Source organism: Streptomyces sp. NPDC002742, assembly GCF_042888885.1.
Lineage (GTDB): Bacteria > Actinomycetota > Actinomycetes > Streptomycetales > Streptomycetaceae > Streptomyces.
On the sequence record NZ_JBIAQF010000003.1, the window covers coordinates 136,498 to 153,300 of the forward strand.

At 71.6% G+C, this 16,803-nt stretch carries 14 protein-coding genes; 9 read left to right on the top strand and 5 right to left on the bottom strand.

Annotated elements, in window-relative coordinates; translation table 11 throughout:
• Positions 1 to 68: 68 nt before the first annotated feature.
• The 3 genes from ACFYW8_RS05880 to ACFYW8_RS05890 all read left to right on the top strand — a co-directional run bounded on the left by ACFYW8_RS05880 (position 69) and on the right by ACFYW8_RS05890 (position 4,178).
• Complete coding sequence (locus tag ACFYW8_RS05880; protein WP_365870208.1) at positions 69 to 1,871, top strand: DEAD/DEAH box helicase; 1,803 nt, start codon at positions 69 to 71, stop codon at positions 1,869 to 1,871.
• Between the two features lie 538 nt (positions 1,872 to 2,409).
• Positions 2,410 to 3,051, top strand: a complete 642-nt coding sequence (locus tag ACFYW8_RS05885) for an IclR family transcriptional regulator (protein ID WP_389068374.1) — start codon at positions 2,410 to 2,412, stop codon at positions 3,049 to 3,051.
• A gap of 338 nt (positions 3,052 to 3,389) precedes the next feature.
• Positions 3,390 to 4,178: a S16 family serine protease gene (locus ACFYW8_RS05890; RefSeq protein ID WP_389068378.1), complete on the top strand. Its 789-nt coding sequence runs from the start codon at positions 3,390 to 3,392 to the stop codon at positions 4,176 to 4,178.
• 136 nt (positions 4,179 to 4,314) lie between these two features.
• Here ACFYW8_RS05890 and ACFYW8_RS05895 read toward each other — a convergent pair whose 3' ends face one another.
• Entirely contained in the window at positions 4,315 to 4,455 is a 141-nt protein-coding gene (locus ACFYW8_RS05895; RefSeq protein ID WP_389068380.1) for a hypothetical protein, read from the bottom strand.
• The gene (locus ACFYW8_RS05900) at positions 4,452 to 4,949 is read right to left on the bottom strand and encodes an Lrp/AsnC family transcriptional regulator (RefSeq protein WP_389068383.1); all 498 of its coding nucleotides are present in this window, start codon (positions 4,947 to 4,949) and stop codon (positions 4,452 to 4,454) included. Before ACFYW8_RS05900 ends, ACFYW8_RS05895 begins: the two co-directional genes overlap by 4 nt.
• A gap of 122 nt (positions 4,950 to 5,071) precedes the next feature.
• Here ACFYW8_RS05900 and hppD point away from each other — a divergent pair, with 122 nt between their 5' ends.
• Positions 5,072 to 6,217, top strand: coding sequence for a 4-hydroxyphenylpyruvate dioxygenase (hppD, locus tag ACFYW8_RS05905; RefSeq protein ID WP_365870204.1), 1,146 nt, complete (start codon positions 5,072 to 5,074; stop codon positions 6,215 to 6,217).
• Between the two features lie 92 nt (positions 6,218 to 6,309).
• Here hppD and ACFYW8_RS05910 read toward each other — a convergent pair whose 3' ends face one another.
• On the bottom strand, positions 6,310 to 7,971 hold the full coding sequence (locus tag ACFYW8_RS05910) for a hypothetical protein (protein WP_389068388.1): 1,662 nt from the start codon (positions 7,969 to 7,971) through the stop codon (positions 6,310 to 6,312).
• Between the two features lie 92 nt (positions 7,972 to 8,063).
• Here ACFYW8_RS05910 and ACFYW8_RS05915 point away from each other — a divergent pair, with 92 nt between their 5' ends.
• The gene (locus ACFYW8_RS05915; protein WP_365870202.1) at positions 8,064 to 9,470 is read left to right on the top strand and encodes an FAD-linked oxidase C-terminal domain-containing protein; all 1,407 of its coding nucleotides are present in this window, start codon (positions 8,064 to 8,066) and stop codon (positions 9,468 to 9,470) included.
• Positions 9,471 to 9,648: 178 nt separating this feature from the next.
• On the opposite strand, the gene ACFYW8_RS05920 is transcribed toward ACFYW8_RS05915, so the two are convergent.
• On the bottom strand, positions 9,649 to 10,167 hold the full coding sequence (locus ACFYW8_RS05920; protein WP_365870201.1) for an SsgA family sporulation/cell division regulator: 519 nt from the start codon (positions 10,165 to 10,167) through the stop codon (positions 9,649 to 9,651).
• 292 nt (positions 10,168 to 10,459) lie between these two features.
• Between ACFYW8_RS05920 and ACFYW8_RS05925 the strand changes: the two genes are divergently transcribed.
• Together ACFYW8_RS05925 and ACFYW8_RS05930 are read left to right on the top strand one after the other, a co-directional pair.
• Entirely contained in the window at positions 10,460 to 12,193 is a 1,734-nt protein-coding gene (locus ACFYW8_RS05925) for an RDD family protein (protein ID WP_389068394.1), read from the top strand.
• Between the two features lie 63 nt (positions 12,194 to 12,256).
• Positions 12,257 to 12,958: an RDD family protein gene (locus tag ACFYW8_RS05930; RefSeq protein ID WP_365870199.1), complete on the top strand. Its 702-nt coding sequence runs from the start codon at positions 12,257 to 12,259 to the stop codon at positions 12,956 to 12,958.
• Between the two features lie 225 nt (positions 12,959 to 13,183).
• Here the strand turns inward: ACFYW8_RS05930 and ACFYW8_RS05935 are convergent, their stop codons facing one another.
• The gene (locus tag ACFYW8_RS05935; RefSeq protein ID WP_389068397.1) at positions 13,184 to 13,495 is read right to left on the bottom strand and encodes a hypothetical protein; all 312 of its coding nucleotides are present in this window, start codon (positions 13,493 to 13,495) and stop codon (positions 13,184 to 13,186) included.
• A 439-nt stretch (positions 13,496 to 13,934) separates the two neighbouring features.
• On the opposite strand from ACFYW8_RS05935, the gene ACFYW8_RS05940 reads away from it, so the two are divergent.
• Positions 13,935 to 16,289, top strand: coding sequence for an immune inhibitor A domain-containing protein (locus ACFYW8_RS05940; protein ID WP_389068400.1), 2,355 nt, complete (start codon positions 13,935 to 13,937; stop codon positions 16,287 to 16,289).
• 132 nt (positions 16,290 to 16,421) lie between these two features.
• Positions 16,422 to 16,784, top strand: coding sequence for a hypothetical protein (locus ACFYW8_RS05945; protein ID WP_365870196.1), 363 nt, complete (start codon positions 16,422 to 16,424; stop codon positions 16,782 to 16,784).
• Positions 16,785 to 16,803: the final 19 nt, after the last annotated feature.

Consider the following 16,803-nt stretch of genomic DNA (forward strand, 5'->3'; position numbering starts at 1 on the left):
CGTCACGCCACATCTGACGCGCCGCGCGCGGACCCGGACGCTCCCAATCGACACCCAGACCGGAGACCGTGACTACCACCGCCGCCAGCGCCTCCACGCACACGCATCACCTCTCGCCCGCCTTCCCCGGCCGAGCCCCCTGGGGCACCGCCAACAAGCTGCGCGCCTGGCAGCAGGGGGCGATGGAGAGGTACCTCCAGGAGCAGCCGCGCGACTTCCTCGCCGTAGCCACCCCCGGCGCCGGAAAGACGACGTTCGCGCTGACCCTCGCGTCCTGGCTGCTGCACCACCACGTCGTGCAGCAGGTGACCGTCGTCGCGCCGACCGAGCACCTGAAGAAGCAGTGGGCCGAGGCGGCCGCGCGGGTAGGGATCAAGCTCGATCCCGAATACAGCGCCGGGCCGCTCAGCAAGGAGTACCACGGCGTCGCCGTCACGTACGCCGGTGTCGGCGTCCGGCCGATGCTCCACCGCAACCGCTCCGAGCAGCGCAAGACCCTCGTCATCCTCGACGAGATCCACCACGCCGGTGACAGCAAGTCGTGGGGCGAGGCCTGCCTGGAGGCGTTCGAGCCCGCCACCCGCCGGCTCGCGCTCACGGGTACGCCTTTCCGGTCCGACACCAACCCCATCCCGTTCGTCACCTACGAGGAGGGGAGGGACGGCATCCGGCGGTCCTCCGCCGACTACACGTACGGGTACGGGAACGCGCTGGCCGACCACGTCGTGCGGCCTGTCATCTTCCTCTCCTACAGCGGCAACATGCGCTGGCGCACCAAGGCGGGCGACGAGATCGCCGCCCGGCTCGGCGAGCCGATGACCAAGGACGCCATCAGCCAGGCCTGGCGCACCGCGCTGGACCCGCGCGGCGAGTGGATGCCGAGCGTGCTGCGCGCCGCCGACCAGCGGCTCACCGAGGTGCGCAAGGGCATCCCCGACGCCGGGGCGCTCGTCATCGCCTCCGACCAGGAATCGGCCCGCGCCTACGCCAAGCTGATCCGCGAGATCACCGGCACCAAGGCCACCCTCGTGCTGTCCGACGACACCGGGGCCTCGAAGCGCATCGACGACTTCGCCGCGAGCGAGGACCGGTGGATGGTCGCCGTCCGCATGGTGTCCGAGGGCGTCGACGTGCCGCGCCTGGCCGTCGGCGTGTACGCCACCACCATCTCGACCCCGCTCTTCTTCGCCCAGGCCGTCGGCCGTTTCGTACGGTCCCGAAGGCGCGGCGAGACCGCGTCCGTGTTCCTGCCGACCGTCCCCGACCTCCTCACCTTCGCCAACGAGATGGAGGTCGAGCGCGACCACGCCCTCGACAAGCCCAAGAAGGAGGGCGAGGAGGACCCGTACGCCGAGTCCGAGCAGGAGATGGACGAGGCGAACAAGGAGCAGGACGAGGACACCGGCGAGCAGGAGCAGTTCTCCTTCGAGGCGCTGGAGTCCGAGGCCGTCTTCGACCGGGTCCTCTACGACGGTGCCGAGTTCGGCATGCAGGCCCACCCGGGAAGCGCGGAGGAGCAGGACTACCTCGGCATCCCCGGGCTCCTCGAACCCGACCAGGTGCAGCTGCTGCTCCAGAAGCGGCAGGCCCGGCAGATCGCGCACAGCCGCAGGAAGCCGGACGAGGAGGCGGACCTCCTCGAACTTCCCGCCGAGCGCCGCCCCGTGGTCTCCCACAAGGAGATGCTGGAACTGCGCAAGCAGCTCAACACCATGGTCGGCGCGTACGTCCACCAGAGCGGCAAGCCGCACGGTGTGATCCACACCGAGCTGCGCCGCGTCTGCGGCGGCCCGCCGAGCGCGGAGGCGACGGCGGGACAGCTCCGGCAGCGGATCGCCAAGGTCCAGGAGTGGGCCACCCGGATGCGGTGACGTCCGCACGGGGAGCCGGTCACCTCCGGAGCCGGTCACCTCCGGAGCCGGTGGATCCGGAGCGGGTGGTATCCGGAGCCGGTCACCTCCGGAGCCGGTGGATCCGGAGCGGGTGGTATCCGGAGCCGGTCACCTCGGGAGCCGGTGGTATCCGGAACCGCCGGCACGGGGTGCCGAGCCCGTACCGCGGGGGCGTGTTCTGTCGGGGGAGGCGTGCGTCGCGGCCTGTGCGCTGCGTACGTGGGCGGTGTACGCCTGGTGCGCGCGCCCCACGTTCTGGGACATACGGAATCAGTCCGTACCAGCGGATGCCCGGATTCTGGACGGAGACTTCCGCTGAGCGGACCGGCTCGCTACTGTCCCGCTACGCACACGCCCCGTGGCAGCGCCGCCGCGGAGCGCAGCCGTGAAGCGACCGCGCCCGGGAACAGCCCGGTCGCCGGCCGACCGGCGGCCTCTGAAGCGCGTCGCCGACGGGACTCGGTGCCGCAACCCGCCGTGCGGGGGCCGTCGACCTCACCACTAAGGAGTGGGCGTCGTGACCGCGGAGACCTCTCAGACGCTCGACCGGGGACTGCGCGTCCTCAAGTTGCTCGCCGACACGGATCACGGGCTGACCGTCACCGAGCTTTCGAACAAACTGGGCGTCAACCGGACCGTGGTGTACCGGTTGCTCGCCACGCTGGAGCAGCACGCTCTCGTACGCCGTGATCTGGGCGGCCGTGCCCGGGTCGGGCTCGGGGTGCTGCGCCTGGGCCGTCAGGTGCATCCGCTGGTACGGGAGGCGGCGCTGCCCGCACTGCGAGCGCTGGCCGAGGACATCGGGGCGACCGCTCATCTGACGCTGGTCGACGGGACGGAGGCGCTCGCCGTCGCCGTCGTCGAGCCCACCTGGACGGACTACCACGTGGCCTACCGCGCCGGTTTCCGGCACGCCCTTGACCGGGGAGCCGCGGGCCGCGCGATCCTCGCCGCCCGGCAGGCGCCGGCGGGAGGGCCCGGATACACGCTCACCCACGGGGAGTTGGAGGCCGGCGCGAGCGGGGCCGCGGCGCCGCTGATCGGGGTTACGGGGGTCGAGGGCAGCGTGGGTGTGGTCATGCTGGCGGACGCCGTACCGGAGCGGGTGGGGCCGCGCGTCGTCGACGCGGCCCGCGAGGTCGCAGACGCCTTGCGCTGACCCCGCCCGTCGCTGCCGGCCGGATGCCTCTGGCCTCCGGCCGCGAAGTCCCTGTGCTGCCCCCGGCCCCGGCTCCGGGTCCCGGCCTCGGGTCCCGGTCCCGCACCTGCCGCCCCCGGTCCCGCACCTCCCGCCTGCGGTCCCGGGCCCGGCCTCGGCTCCCGGTCCCGGCTCCCGGTCCCGGCCTTGGGTCCCGGCCCCGGCTCCGGCTCCCGGGACCCAAGGCCGGCTCCGGCTCCCGGTCCCGGCCTCGGGCCCCGGCCTTGGGTCCCGGTCCCCTGGCCGTCCCACGGGACCTGTACGGGGGTCTCGCCGGGCGGTGACGTTAGATTGAACCCGTGCTCTCTCGCCTCACGCGCCCCAAGGCCGTCGCCGTCTGCGCCCTCCCCGTCGTGGCTCTGCTCGCCACGGCGGCGTTCGCGCCGCTGCCGTTCTCCCTGGCGCAGCCCGGTCTGACGGCGAACGTCCTCGGCGAGAACAAGGGCGCCCAGGTGATCACGATCACCGGCGCGCCCACCCGGACGACCAGCGGTCAGCTCCGGATGACGACGATCGAGGCCACCGGCCCGGACGCGAGCGTCTCCCTCGGCGACGTGCTCAGCGGCTGGTTCGCCACGGACAGGGCCGTGATGCCCCGCGACTCGGTCTACCCGGGCGGCGGCAGCGTCAAGGAGATCGAGCAGCACAACGCGAACGAGATGAAACAGTCCCAGGACACCGCCACCGAGGCGGCCCTCGGGTACCTGCACGAGAAGGGCGACGTGAAGGTCACCCTCAAGCTCGCCGATGTCGGCGGACCGAGCGCGGGACTGCTCTTCTCGCTCGGCATCGTCGACAAGCTGGACGGCGACGGCAGCGGCGGCGACCTCACTGGCGGCCGTGTCATCGCGGGTACCGGGACGATCGACGCGGTCGGCAAGGTCGGTGCGGTCGGCGGCGTCTCCCTCAAGACCCAGGCTGCCCGCCGCGACGGCGCGACGGTGTTCCTGGTTCCGAAGGCGGAGTGCTCGGACGCGAAGTCGGAGCTGCCCAAGGGGCTCCGGCTGATCCCGGTGACCACCCTTCAGGGCGCGGTGAACGCCCTGGTGGACCTGGAGAAGGACAAGGGCTCGGTTCCGAGCTGCTAGCGGGCGGCGATGTGATCGCACGGACCGGCCCCGTCGCACGGGCCCGCCGTGTCGCACGCGCCCGCCGCACGGACCGGATCCGACGCGCCGCACGCGCCCGCCGCACGGGCCCGCCGCACGGACCGGACCCGCCGGGTCAGTCCCGCATGACGAACCCCTCCTGCGTCATCCAGTCCAGGGTCGCCACGACCACGCACCGGAACACCGCGCCGGCGTGTTGACAGGCGTCCGTGAGCAGCTGTTCGTGGCGGCCGCCCAGGTACTCCCGGAAGTTCACGCCACGCCACCCCGCTCCTCGGTTCTGTGCTCGGCCGCCGCCTGTTCCACGAGCGGGATGATCCGCAGCGGAACCGGGTTCTCCATGACGATCGCCGTGGACGCCCGGACGATGCCGTCAAAACCGACGACCCGGTCGATCACCCGCTGGAGATCGGCGTTCGAGCGGGCCACGAGACGGCACAGCATGTCCCCGCCGCCGGTGGTCGTGTGCAGCTCAAGCACCTCGGGCACGGTCGCCAAGTGGGCGCGTACGTCCGCGCCTTGGCCCTGCCGGATCTGGAGCGTCGCGAACGCCGTGACCGGATAACCGAGCGCGGCGGGGTCGACCTGGGGACCGAAGCCCCGGATGACTCCGTTCGACTGAAGGCGGTCCAGCCGGGCCTGCGCCGTTCCCCGCGCGACCCCGAGCCGCCGCGACATCTCCAGAACCCCGATACGCGGTTCCTTCGCCAGCAGCACGAGCAGCCGCCCGTCCAGATGATCGATCGCCATGCGGGCCTCCGAGATGGTCATCATGTACAGAAAGCCCGACGGTCCGGGTCTCTCGCTGCACACATTGTTCAGCCGACAGGCGAACTATTGCGCACCTTGCGGAACGGAGGGAGTCTGCGGCCATGACGCAGACCACACACCACACTCCCGACACCGCCCGGCAGGCCGACCCCTTCCCGGTCAAGGGAATGGACGCGGTCGTCTTCGCCGTCGGCAACGCCAAGCAGGCCGCGCACTACTACTCCACGGCCTTCGGCATGCGGCTCGTCGCGTACTCCGGACCGGAGAACGGCAGTCGCGAGACGGCGTCGTACGTCCTCGAGAACGGCTCGGCGCGCTTCGTCCTCACCTCGGTGATCAGGCCGACGACGCCCTGGGGCGAGTTCCTGGCCGAGCACGTGGCGGAGCACGGCGACGGCGTCGTCGACCTCGCCATCGAGGTCCCGGACGCGCGCGCCGCGTACGCCTACGCCGTCGAGCACGGCGCCCGTTCGATCGCCGAGCCGTACGAGATGAAGGACGAGAACGGCACGGTCGTCCTCGCCGCCATCGCCACCTACGGCCAGACCCGCCACACGCTCATCGAGCGGTCCGGCTACGACGGCCCCTACCTGCCCGGGTACGTGGCCGCCGCCCCGATCGTCGAGCCGCCCGCCAAGCGCACCTTCCAGGCCATCGACCACTGCGTCGGCAACGTCGAGCTCGGCCGGATGAACGAGTGGGTCGGCTTCTACAACAAGGTCATGGGCTTCACGAACATGAAGGAGTTCGTGGGCGACGACATCGCGACCGAGTACAGCGCGCTGATGTCGAAGGTCGTCGCCGACGGCACGCTCAAGGTCAAGTTCCCGATCAACGAGCCCGCCATCGCCAAGAAGAAGTCCCAGATCGACGAGTACCTGGAGTTCTACGGCGGCGCGGGTGTCCAGCACATCGCGCTGAACACGAACGACATCGTCGCGACCGTGCGGGCCATGCGCGCGGCCGGTGTCCAGTTCCTCGACACCCCCGACTCCTACTACGACACGCTCGGCGAGTGGGCCGGCGACACCCGCGTCCCCGTCGACACCCTGCGCGAGCTGAAGATCCTCGTCGACCGCGACGAGGACGGCTATCTGCTCCAGATCTTCACCAAGCCGGTCCAGGACCGTCCGACCGTCTTCTTCGAGATGATCGAGCGGCACGGCTCGATGGGCTTCGGCAAGGGCAACTTCAAGGCCCTCTTCGAGGCGATCGAGCGCGAGCAGGAGAAGCGCGGCAACCTCTGAACCCGTGGAACGGGCCGTCCATGAGGGCTAGTTGATTCTCACGTGTCCGGTGTGCGCCGAGCGGCCTGCACCGGACACCTCTGTTCCCGCGGTCACCCTGCCGGGGTCGGCCCCGGCAGGGTGACCGGTGGGACCGCCGGACCGGGGGAGCCGCCGGATCCCTCGGACTGCTGGGGCTGCCGGGACTGCTGTGGCTGATCGGACGGTTGCGACGGATCCGACCCGTCAAGCTCCCCCGAGTTCTCCCCCGAGTTCTCCCCGGAGTCCTCCGGCGGGCCCCCGGCCGGCGGCTCGCCCAGCGCCGCCAGGGCCTGCTGAGCCTCGGGCACCAGCGGCTGCGAGAAGTACGGATTGATCCGCAGCGCCTCGGCGAGATGCCTGCGGGCCGGACCGGACATCCCCAGATCACGCTCGATCAGCCCCCGGTGACAGGCGTACGACGCACTGCGCACACCGCCCCCGTGCTCCGGGTCCGTGGCCCGCACCGCGAAGTCGAGCGCCTCCCTGTCGTCCCCGGCGCGGTGCAGCGCCCAGCCCAGCGCGTCCGCCACCGCGATGCCGGGCTGCCGCTGCCACTCGGCGCGCAACGCCCGTACCGCCGACTGAGGATCGCCGTGGTCCGCCTCGAAGAGCCCGAGGACCAGCGCGTCGTCCACCCCCGAGGCGCTCTCCTGCCGCACCAGCTCGCGCAGCAGGTCGTACTGCACGCGTGCGGCCCCGCCGAGCCGCAGCTTCTCGTACAGCTCGCCCAGCTCCAGCGCGTAACGCGGCGCGGGCCGCTTGGCGAGCGCTACCCGATACGCCCGCAGCGCCTCCGAAGTGCGCCCCAGCGCCGCCAGTGCGCGCCCCTGCCCGGCCAGCGCGTCGTAAGCGTCGGCGTCGGTGTTCACCGCGGCCCGGTAGTGGTCCAGGGACTCCTGGCGGTCACCGCGTTCCCACGCGAGGTCTCCGGCCTGCTGGAGGAAGGCCGCCTGCTCGGAGGGGGTCGCGGCCCCCGCCGCCGCGTCCGAGACCGCCGCCGCCGCGTCCTCGCGCCGGCCGCGGTCCCGGTACACGCGCGCCGCCACCGCCCGCGCCGCCGGTCCGGAACGCAGGGCGAGCAGCCTGTCGAGGGCCCTGTCCACGGCCTTGTGGTCACCGAGCCCGGTGTACGCGTCGATGAGCGTCGGATACGTCGTCCACCGCTTCGGCGCCAGCTTCACCGCGGCCTCGCCCCACTCCTTCGCGGTCCGGAAGTCGCCCCGAACGTCGGCGAGAGCGGCCAGCCCGACCAGCGCCGCCGGGTTGTCCTTCGGCCGTACGCTCAGCGAGGTGCGCAGCGCCTTCTCGGCCCTCGGGTAGTACACGGCCGCCGCCGTCCGCCGTGCCTGCTCCGTGTACGCGACGCCGAGCACCGCCCACGACACGTCGTCGCGCGGCCGGGCCCGCACCCGGGCCTCGCGGTCGTCGATGAGCGCGGCGAGATCGGGCAGCGCCGCGGGCACCCCGGCTCCCACCGCGCTCACCGCCCGCGCCACCGGACCCGGGGCGGGCCGAGGCGCCCCGCCCCGGTCCAGCGAGGGCAGCAGCACCAGCACACCGCCGAGCACCACACAGCCGGCGACCGCGCCGATCAGCGCGCGCCGGGCGCGCGGGGAGCGTCGCGGACCGGAGGACTCGGGGGACTGCGCGCCGACGGGCTCCTCGGGCCGCGCGCCGGAGGGCACCGCGTGCCCGGACCCGGCGGGCCCCGGCTGTCGCTCTTCGATCTCCATGCGGCTCACTGTGCGTCAATACGAAGACCGCGCCCCGGCACGCGAAGCCTCGCGCGGATGGGGTTCACACCGATGGCCCCGGGTGCGACGCTGTGATCATGAGCCGTATCGAAGCCCCGCGCGACGAAGCGACCGGCAGCCTTCTGGACCGTCTGCTGAGCGGTCTGCCGGCCGAGGCCGTCCTCACCGACCCGGACGTCACGGCCTCCTACGCCAACGACATGGCGAGCTTCTGCGAGGCGGGCACACCCTCCGTGGTCGTCCTGCCGCGTACCGTCGAGCAGGTCCAGCACGTCATGCGCGTCGCGACCGAACTGCGCGTCCCGGTCGTCCCGCAGGGCGCCCGCACCGGCCTTTCCGGAGCGGCCAACGCCACCGACGGATGCGTGGTGCTGTCCCTGGTGAGGATGGACCGCATCCTGGAGATCAACCCGGTCGACCGCATCGCCGTCGTCGAACCCGGTGTCGTCAACGCCGCGCTCTCCCGGGCCGTGGGCGAACACGGCCTGTACTACCCGCCGGACCCCTCCAGCTGGGAGACGTGCACGATCGGCGGCAACATCGGCACGGCTTCCGGCGGCCTGTGCTGCGTGAAGTACGGGGTGACGGCCGAGTACGTCCTCGGCCTCGACGTCGTCCTCGCCGACGGGCGGCTGATGTCCACCGGACGCCGCACCGCCAAGGGCGTCGCCGGATACGACCTCACCCGCCTCTTCGTGGGCTCCGAGGGCTCGCTCGGCATCGTCGTACGGGCGATCCTGGCGCTGAAGCCGCAGCCTCCCCAACAGCTCGTCCTGGCCGCCGAGTTCGGGTCGGCGCGGGCCGCGTGCGACGCCGTCTGCCGGATCATGGAGGGCGGCCATGTGCCCTCCCTCCTCGAACTGATGGACCGTACGACCGTCAAGGCCGTCAACGACCTCGCCCACATGGGCCTCCCGGAGACCACCGAGGCGCTCCTGCTCGCCGCCTTCGACACCCACGACCCGGCCGCCGACCTCGCCCTGGTGGGCGCCCTCTGCGAGGCCGCCGGCGCGACACAGGTGGTCCCCGCCGAGGACGCGGCCGAATCCGAACTTCTCCTCCAGGCAAGGCGGTTGTCGCTCACCGCGCTCGAAGCGGTCAAGGGCACCACGATGATCGACGACGTGTGCGTGCCGCGCTCCCGGCTCGGCGACATGCTCGACGGCATCGAGCGCGTCGCCGAGAAGTACGCCCTGACCATCGGCGTCTGCGCGCACGCGGGCGACGGCAACACGCACCCCACCGTGTGCTTCGACGCCACCGACCCCGACGAGTCCCGGCGCGCCCGCGAGTCCTTCGACGAGATCATGGCCCTCGGTCTGGAACTCGGCGGCACGATCACCGGCGAGCACGGCGTGGGCGTGCTGAAGAAGGAGTGGCTGGCCCGGGAGATCGGCCCGGTGGGCGTGGAGATGCAGCGGGCGATCAAGACGGCGTTCGACCCGCTGGGCCTCCTGAACCCGGGCAAACTGTTCTGAGCCCCGGGGCCGTTCACCGGGCGCCGGCGCGTCAGGGCCGCTCGCCGTCCCGTCGTCCCGGCCCGGCTGCCCACCGTGGGCCCACCCATCAGGGCCGCTCTCCGTGTGCCGACCTCAGTCAGGGCTGATCACCGCCCGTGGACCGACGTCTGGGCTGCTCACCGTCCGTGGACCGACGTCAGGGCTGCTCACCGTCCGTGGACTCGTCCGACGGCCACGGGTCGCGCAGCCACAGGTCGTCGGGCGACGGGGTTCCCCCCTGGTCGAGCGAGGCCGAGAGCCTCGGGGACGGCGCGAGCAGCTCGGCCAGGCCGGCGTCGATGCCGAGCTGCCCGGCCTCGGAGCCCGGGGGGACCGCCCTGAGCGTGCGCTCCAGCCAGGCCGAGATCTGCGCGGCGGGCGCTTCGAGCAGCGCGTCGCCGTCCGGCGAACTCAGCGCCATCAGGACGACACCCCGGCCGCCGACCTTCGTCGGCCACACCCGCACGTCGCCGTGGCCGCACGGCCGGAACACCCCCTCGACGAGCAGTTCACGGGCGAACGTCCAGTTGATGGGATGGTCGGAGCCGATGTGGAAGGTGACGCGGACGGCGTACGGGTCGTCGGAGCGGTAACTGAGGCGCGCCGGCACAGGGATGCTGCGCTCGGGCGACAGGACGAGATGAAGCTCCAGCTCGCGTTCCACCACGGTGTGCATGTCGATGCGCTTCCTTTCGTCGTACGGGCTCCCGCCGGCGGGAGCCCGTACGAGTGGAGAGCGCCCGGCGGCGGAACCATTACGCGGGTTCGGAGAACTCTTTCGGGTCCTGTCCGGCCCTGCCTCGGCCCTTGTCCGGGCACACCGCGCACAGCCTCGGACGTCCGCTCTCAAGACGCGGCGGAACCTTGCCCGAAAGGAGTGGGTACGGCGGGACGGGCCGTGACGCGTGCGCGGGTCTGGTAGATGTGGACCCCCAAAACGACCCCCGAGCAGATACGGGACGACGGACATGAGCGCCCCAACCCCGGCCCCCGGTGACGACAGGCCCCGCGAAGGGTATTACCCGGACCCCTCCATTCCTGGATATGTCCGGTACTGGAACGGTGCCGCCTGGGTACCGGGCACGAGCCGTCCGGCACCGTCGGGCGGCGAGGCGCTCGCCCCGCCGCCCGGCGTGCGTCCCGCGCACGTGCCCGCTCCGGCGCAATCCCCCGAGTCCTCCGCTTCGCGCGGGCAGGGAAGCACTCCCGCCGCGGAGGAGACGGGTCCGCACTTCTTCGACGAGGACCCGCAGCCCCGCCGCGCCACCCGCGCCGAGTCCCAGCACGGCAGCCGGCCCGAGCCCGCCGCCGCATGGGGCGCCGACCGCTCCCAGCAGTCCGGCTTCGGCGGCGACCAGGACCGCAAGGTGTCCTGGGGCGCGCCGCAGGGACCCGACCCACACGTCCCGCGTGCGGCGGGGTCCGCCGAAGCGGTGACCCAGCCCGACGGGGAGTCGGCGCGCACGGACGGCACGACGACGATTCCGCCCGCCGACCCCGGTGGCGCCCTCTGGCCCCCGGCGTCCGCGGGCCCCGTGGTCTTCCGCCGCCCCACTGGGTCGGTGGCGCCCACGGGGCCGGAGGGCGCTGAAGACACCGGCGGGGCGGGCGGTATCAGCCGTACGGGTGAAGTGAGTTCGAGCCGATCCGACGGCTGGGACGAGCCCGGGACCGGGGCCGCCGCCGGCACCGGGCTGTCCGGGGCCGGACGCTCCACCGCCACTCCCGGTGCGCAGGACCCCGCCCGCTCCGATGGCGACAGGACTTTTCGTGCGCCCTCCCCGCGTACGGAACAGCAGAGCGGGGCGCGCGGCGGGGGCACGGACGCGGCGGCCTCGCCCGGCGGGTCCGCCGCACCCGCCGCGTCCGGCCCGTCGACCGCGTCCGGTGTGTCCGGCGCGTCGGCCGGAGGCGGCTTGGGAGCCGGGCAGGCCGCCCATGACGCGGCCGCTCAGGCCGCGCAGAGCGCCGCGAACGCCGCCGCGCAGGCCGCCGCCAGGGCGTCCGCCGCCCAGGCCGCTCCCTCCTCCACCGTTCCCCAACAGCCGGGCGGCTCCGCCCCCATGGGCTCCGGGGCCGGCGGCGGCCAGCCCTCCTGGGCCCAGCAGGTGCACCAGCTCGCGGGTGACCCGGCGGAGGAGGGACAGCGGGTCCCGCAGTGGAAACCGCCGGTCGACGACGTGTTCCAGGCTGCCGCCCGCCGGCAGTCGGCGGCCCGGCCGGCCGGGCTCGGCAGACGGCTGGCCGCCAGGCTGGTGGACACCGCCGTCCTCGCCGGTGTCACCGCGGCGGCCGCCGTGCCGCTGGGCACCAGGGCGGTCGACCACGTCAACGAGAAGATCGACGCGGCCAGGCTGTCGGGCGAGCAGGTCACCGTCTGGCTCCTCGACGGCACGACCGCGTCCTGCCTCGGCGCGGTCCTCGCCGTACTGCTCCTCTTCGGCGTCCTCTACGACGTCCTGCCCACCGCCAAGTGGGGCCGCACGCCGGGCAAGAAGCTGTGCGGCATCGAGGTGCGCGACATAGAGGGTCACGAACCGCCCACGTTCGGACGGGCCCTTTGCCGCTGGCTCGTCCTCAGCGTGCCGTGCCTGCTGCTCGTCGGTTTCGTCGGCGTCCTGTGGTGCCTGTTCGACAAGCCCTGGAACCAGTGCTGGCACGACAAGGCCGCGCACACCTTCGTGGCGGGGCCGGCCCGGTAATCCCGTCCCCCGGACGGCCCTTCGCCGGATGCGGAGCCGGGGGGTTCGCGGTCGACTCGGGCCATGAGCAGCGAACCGCCGCCCCCGGGCCCCGGCCGGCCACCGGACGACGACCCGTTCAAGAAGCAGCCCCCGCCCGCCGAGGGGACGGGTTCCCCGTACGACCCGTCTCCTCCGTCCGGCGGCCAGACCCCGCCCTACGGCAGCCAGCCGCCCCCGTTCGAGGGCGGCCCCTACGGTGCGGGCGGCGGCCCCCACGACGGGGGTGGCGACCCCTACGGCGGCGGCGGTCCCTACGGCGGCGATCCGCTCGCCGGGATGCCGCCGCTCGCGGACAGCGGGAAGCGGGTGCTGGCGAGGATCCTGGACATGATCCTGGTGGGCATCGTGGTGTGGCTGCTGTCCTGGGCGTTCGGGGTCACCGAGTACAACATGGACTCGAACAAGATCGAGTTCAGCAAGTCGCTCGGGCAGTCCGTGGTGGCCGCCGTGTGCTACGTCTCCTACGACACCGTGATGATCAGCAAGACGGGCCAGACCCTCGGCAAGCGGCTGTTCAACCACCGCGTCGCCAACCTCGACAACGGCTCGACGCCCTCCGTGCAGACCTCCCTGGTCCGCGCCCTGGTCCTGTGGATCCCGTTCGCGTTCTGCTGCGCCTGCGTCTGGACGGCCATCGCGGGCGGCTGGAGCTTCTTCGACAAGCCCTACAAGCAGGGCCTGCACGACAAGGCGGCCAAGACGGTGGTGGTCGACGCCGGGTGACGGTGGCCGGGGCGTACGGCCCGGCGACGAGGGCCGGACGACGAGGGCCGGACGACACGGACCGCGGCGGCGAGGGCCGGAGCGGCGACGGTGACGGCGCACACGCGAACGGCGGGCCCGTGGTCCACGGGCCCGCCGTTCGGGTACGAGGTCGGAGCGTCCGGGGCCGCCGACGGTCCGGCGGTTCGCCGGGGAACCGGGGCGCGCGGGCTCGCGTACGCCGCTTCAGGGCCCCGCGGGTTCGCGCACGGGCTCGCGCACCGGCTCGGGCGCGGAGGAGACGGAGACGGAGACGGAGACGGACGCGGTCTCACGGCGAGCCGGCATCCGCTCGTGGATGACGGCGGAGGCGGCGGACGGCGCGGGCTTCGGCAGCGGGACCGTCATGGCCACCAGCAGTCCGAGGGCGAGTGCCGAGAGGGCGATCAGCGCGATCCCCAGGCTCGAACTCGTCTGTGACAGCAGCAGCATGGCGAGGGTGGAGAAGATCACGGTGCAGGAACCGTAGACGAGCTGTGCGGCGGTCGGACGAGGCATGGCAATCGTGTCCTCGGATGGGGGTTCTCCCCCCGGGTGCCTCTCGCGTTGGGGGAGGGTGCGGATAGGAATCGGGGTGAGACAACGGTGTCGACGTGGCTTTCCGCCGGCTTCCGACGCTCCGCCAATCGACTCTATTCGCCTGCATGCCCGAGTGGAACGTCCGGTAAGCGTGACCTTACCCACGGTGCCGGAGCACAGGGGGCGCACGGAGTCATCGCGTCCATCAAGTGGACGTGTGGACGCGCCTGTTGGGAGCTTCGGGGGCGTCCGGATAGCGAACGTAGGCTCCGCATAATGCACTTGCCAGGTTCAAGTCAAGATCTGTTTTTTCTTTGGTAACTCCGGTCAAATGGCGTCACTTGAATCGCGTAGACGCGCGCGGACCTCCATGACCCGGAACCCCCTCCGCGCGAACGTGCGCGGGGGAGGACATCAAGTGACCAACAGACCATGGACGTTCAGAGCAGCAGCGGTGGGCGTCGCCCTCGCGGCGGCCACCGCCACGTTCTCGACGTACGCAGTGGCGCAGGCCGACTCGGCCGCCGCGTCACCCGTCGTGAACCGTCACGACCCGCAGCCGGTCAGGAACACGGTCGACCACGACCTCGACGGCCCGCTGAGCAAGACCCAGAACGCCCAGCACCAAGAGGCGCTGAACCAGGTCATATCCGGTGACGCCAAGGTGCAGAACCGCAACGGTTCGCAGGTTGTCCAGCTGAAGAGCAAGAAGGGCAGCAGCAAGTACGTCGAGCTGGGCCGCGAGAAGACCGACAAGATCTTCACGATCCTCGTCCAGTTCGGCGACAAGACGGACCCGAAGTTCGGCGGCACCGCCGGACCGCTGCACAACCAGATAGCCAAGCCGGACCGCAAGAAGGACAACAGCACGGCCTGGCAGGCGGATTACAACCAGAAGCACTTCCAGGACCTCTACTTCGGCACCGGCAAGAACGTCGAGTCGATGAAGAAGTTCTACGAGACGCAGTCCTCGGGCCGCTACTCGGTGGACGGCGAGGTCGCCGACTGGGTCAAGGTCCCCTACAACGAGGCCCGTTACGGCAACGACGCCTGCGGCTCCACCAACTGCCCGAGCGTGTGGAACGTCGTCAGCGACGGCGTCACCGCCTGGGTCGCCCAGCAGAAGGAGGCCGGCAAGTCCGACGCGGCCATCAAGGCGGACCTGGCCCAGTTCGACCAGTGGGACCGCTACGACTACGACGGCGACGGCAACTTCAACGAGCCCGACGGCTACATCGACCACTTCCAGATCGTGCACGCCGGTGAGGACGAGTCCGCGGGTGGCGGCGTCCAGGGCAAGGACGCGATCTGGGCCCACCGCTGGTACGCGTTCGGCACCGACGCGGGCGCCACGGGTCCGGCCGACAACAGGCTCGGCGGCGCCCAGATCGGCGACACCGGCATCTGGGTCGGCGACTACACCATCCAGCCGGAGAACGGCGGACTCGGCGTCTTCGCCCACGAGTACGGCCACGACCTCGGTCTGCCGGACCACTACGACACCGCCGGCGGCGACAACTCCACCGGCTTCTGGACCCTGATGTCCTCGGGTTCCTGGCTCGGCACCGGCAAGGACTCCATCGGCGACCTCCCCGGCGACTTCAACGCCTGGGACAAGCTCCAGCTCGGCTGGCTGAACTACGACACGGCCAAGGCCGGCAAGCAGTCCACGCACAAGCTGGGCGTCGCCGAGTACAACACCTGGAACAAGCAGGCGCTCGTCGTGAGCCTGCCGGACAAGGCGGTCACGACCACGGTCGTCAACCCCGCGCAGGGCTCGGCCCAGTGGTGGAGCGGCAGCGGCGACAACCTGAAGAACACGCTGACCCGGTCCGTGGACCTCACGGGCAAGTCGTCGGCGACGCTGACCCTCGACGGCTGGTACGACATCGAGGCGGGCTACGACTACCTCTACACCGAGGTCTCGACCGACGGCGGCGCCAACTGGACCGCCCTGGACGGCACGGTGGACGGCGCCGCCATCCCGCGTGACGGCAGCGACAAGCCCGCCCTCACCGGCACGGTCGACGCGTACAAGAAACTGGCGTACCCGCTCGACGCCTACGCGGGCAAGAAGATCGACGTCCGCTTCCGCTACCAGAGCGACGGCGGCGTGGCGTTGAAGGGCTTCGCGGCCGACGAGATCGGCGTCACCGCGGACGGCACCGCGCTCTTCTCGGACAACGCCGAGACGGCAGACGCCGCTTGGACCGCGAGCGGCTTCTCCCGCATCGGCGCCTCGTTCACCAAGGACTACGCGCAGTACTACCTCGCGGAGAACCGCCAGTACGTCTCGTACGACAAGACCCTCAAGGTCGGCCCGTACAACTTCGGCTTCTCGACGACCCGTCCGGACTGGGTGGAGCACTACGCCTACCAGAACGGCCTGTTGATCTGGAAGTGGGACACCTCGCAGGCGGACAACAACACCAGCCAGCACCCGGGTGTCGGCCTCGCGCTTCCGGTCGACTCGCACCCGAAGGCCCTGTGGTGGGACAACGGCACGCTGATGCGCAACCGCATCCAGGCCTACGACTCCCCGTTCAGCCTGTACCGCACGGACGGCCTCACGCTGCACAGCGCGGACGTCGCCACGAAGATCCCGTCGTCGAAGGGGGTGTCGGTCTTCAACGACCACACCAGCGACTACTACGACAACCGGAACCCGACCGGCGGCGTCAAGATCACTGACACCAACACCAAGATCGAGATCGTCAAGGAGGCCAAGGACGGCTCCACGATCTCCCTCAAGGTCGGCCCCGCGGTGAAGTAACCAGCATTTCCGCAGGTCAAAGACGTATCGGCGGCAACCCCTGGCGGGTTGCCGCCGATCGTGTTTAGGTGCGTCCTGTGCCCGGCTTATTGACACCGACATCGACACCGACTCACACGGGGGTGTGACCGCATGGCCGCAGGAGGTTTCTGCAGACTGCCGAACGGCAGCGTCGTAGTGGCGCTGAACCTGCCCAGTCCGGCGGGTTCCGGCTACGGCTGCCTGCGGTTCCTGGTCGTCGCCCAGAACCGGGCCCGCGCCCTGACCAGGCTGCGGAACCTGGGCCTGCGCGCCGTCTACCTCCGGGGCAACGCGGCCCCGCCCACCCCCGACGAGATCACCGCGGTCCTGCACCACCCCGACGGGCTCATATGGCGCACGGCCCCCGAAGCCGGTGTCACCAGCGGCGTCACCGGCTGCGGTGCCCCCGAGCTCCCCCAGGAGCTGTGGCACCCGATCAGGACGCTGCTCAGACGCCCGGCACCGCAGCCGTGACGCCACGGGAGTGCCCGCT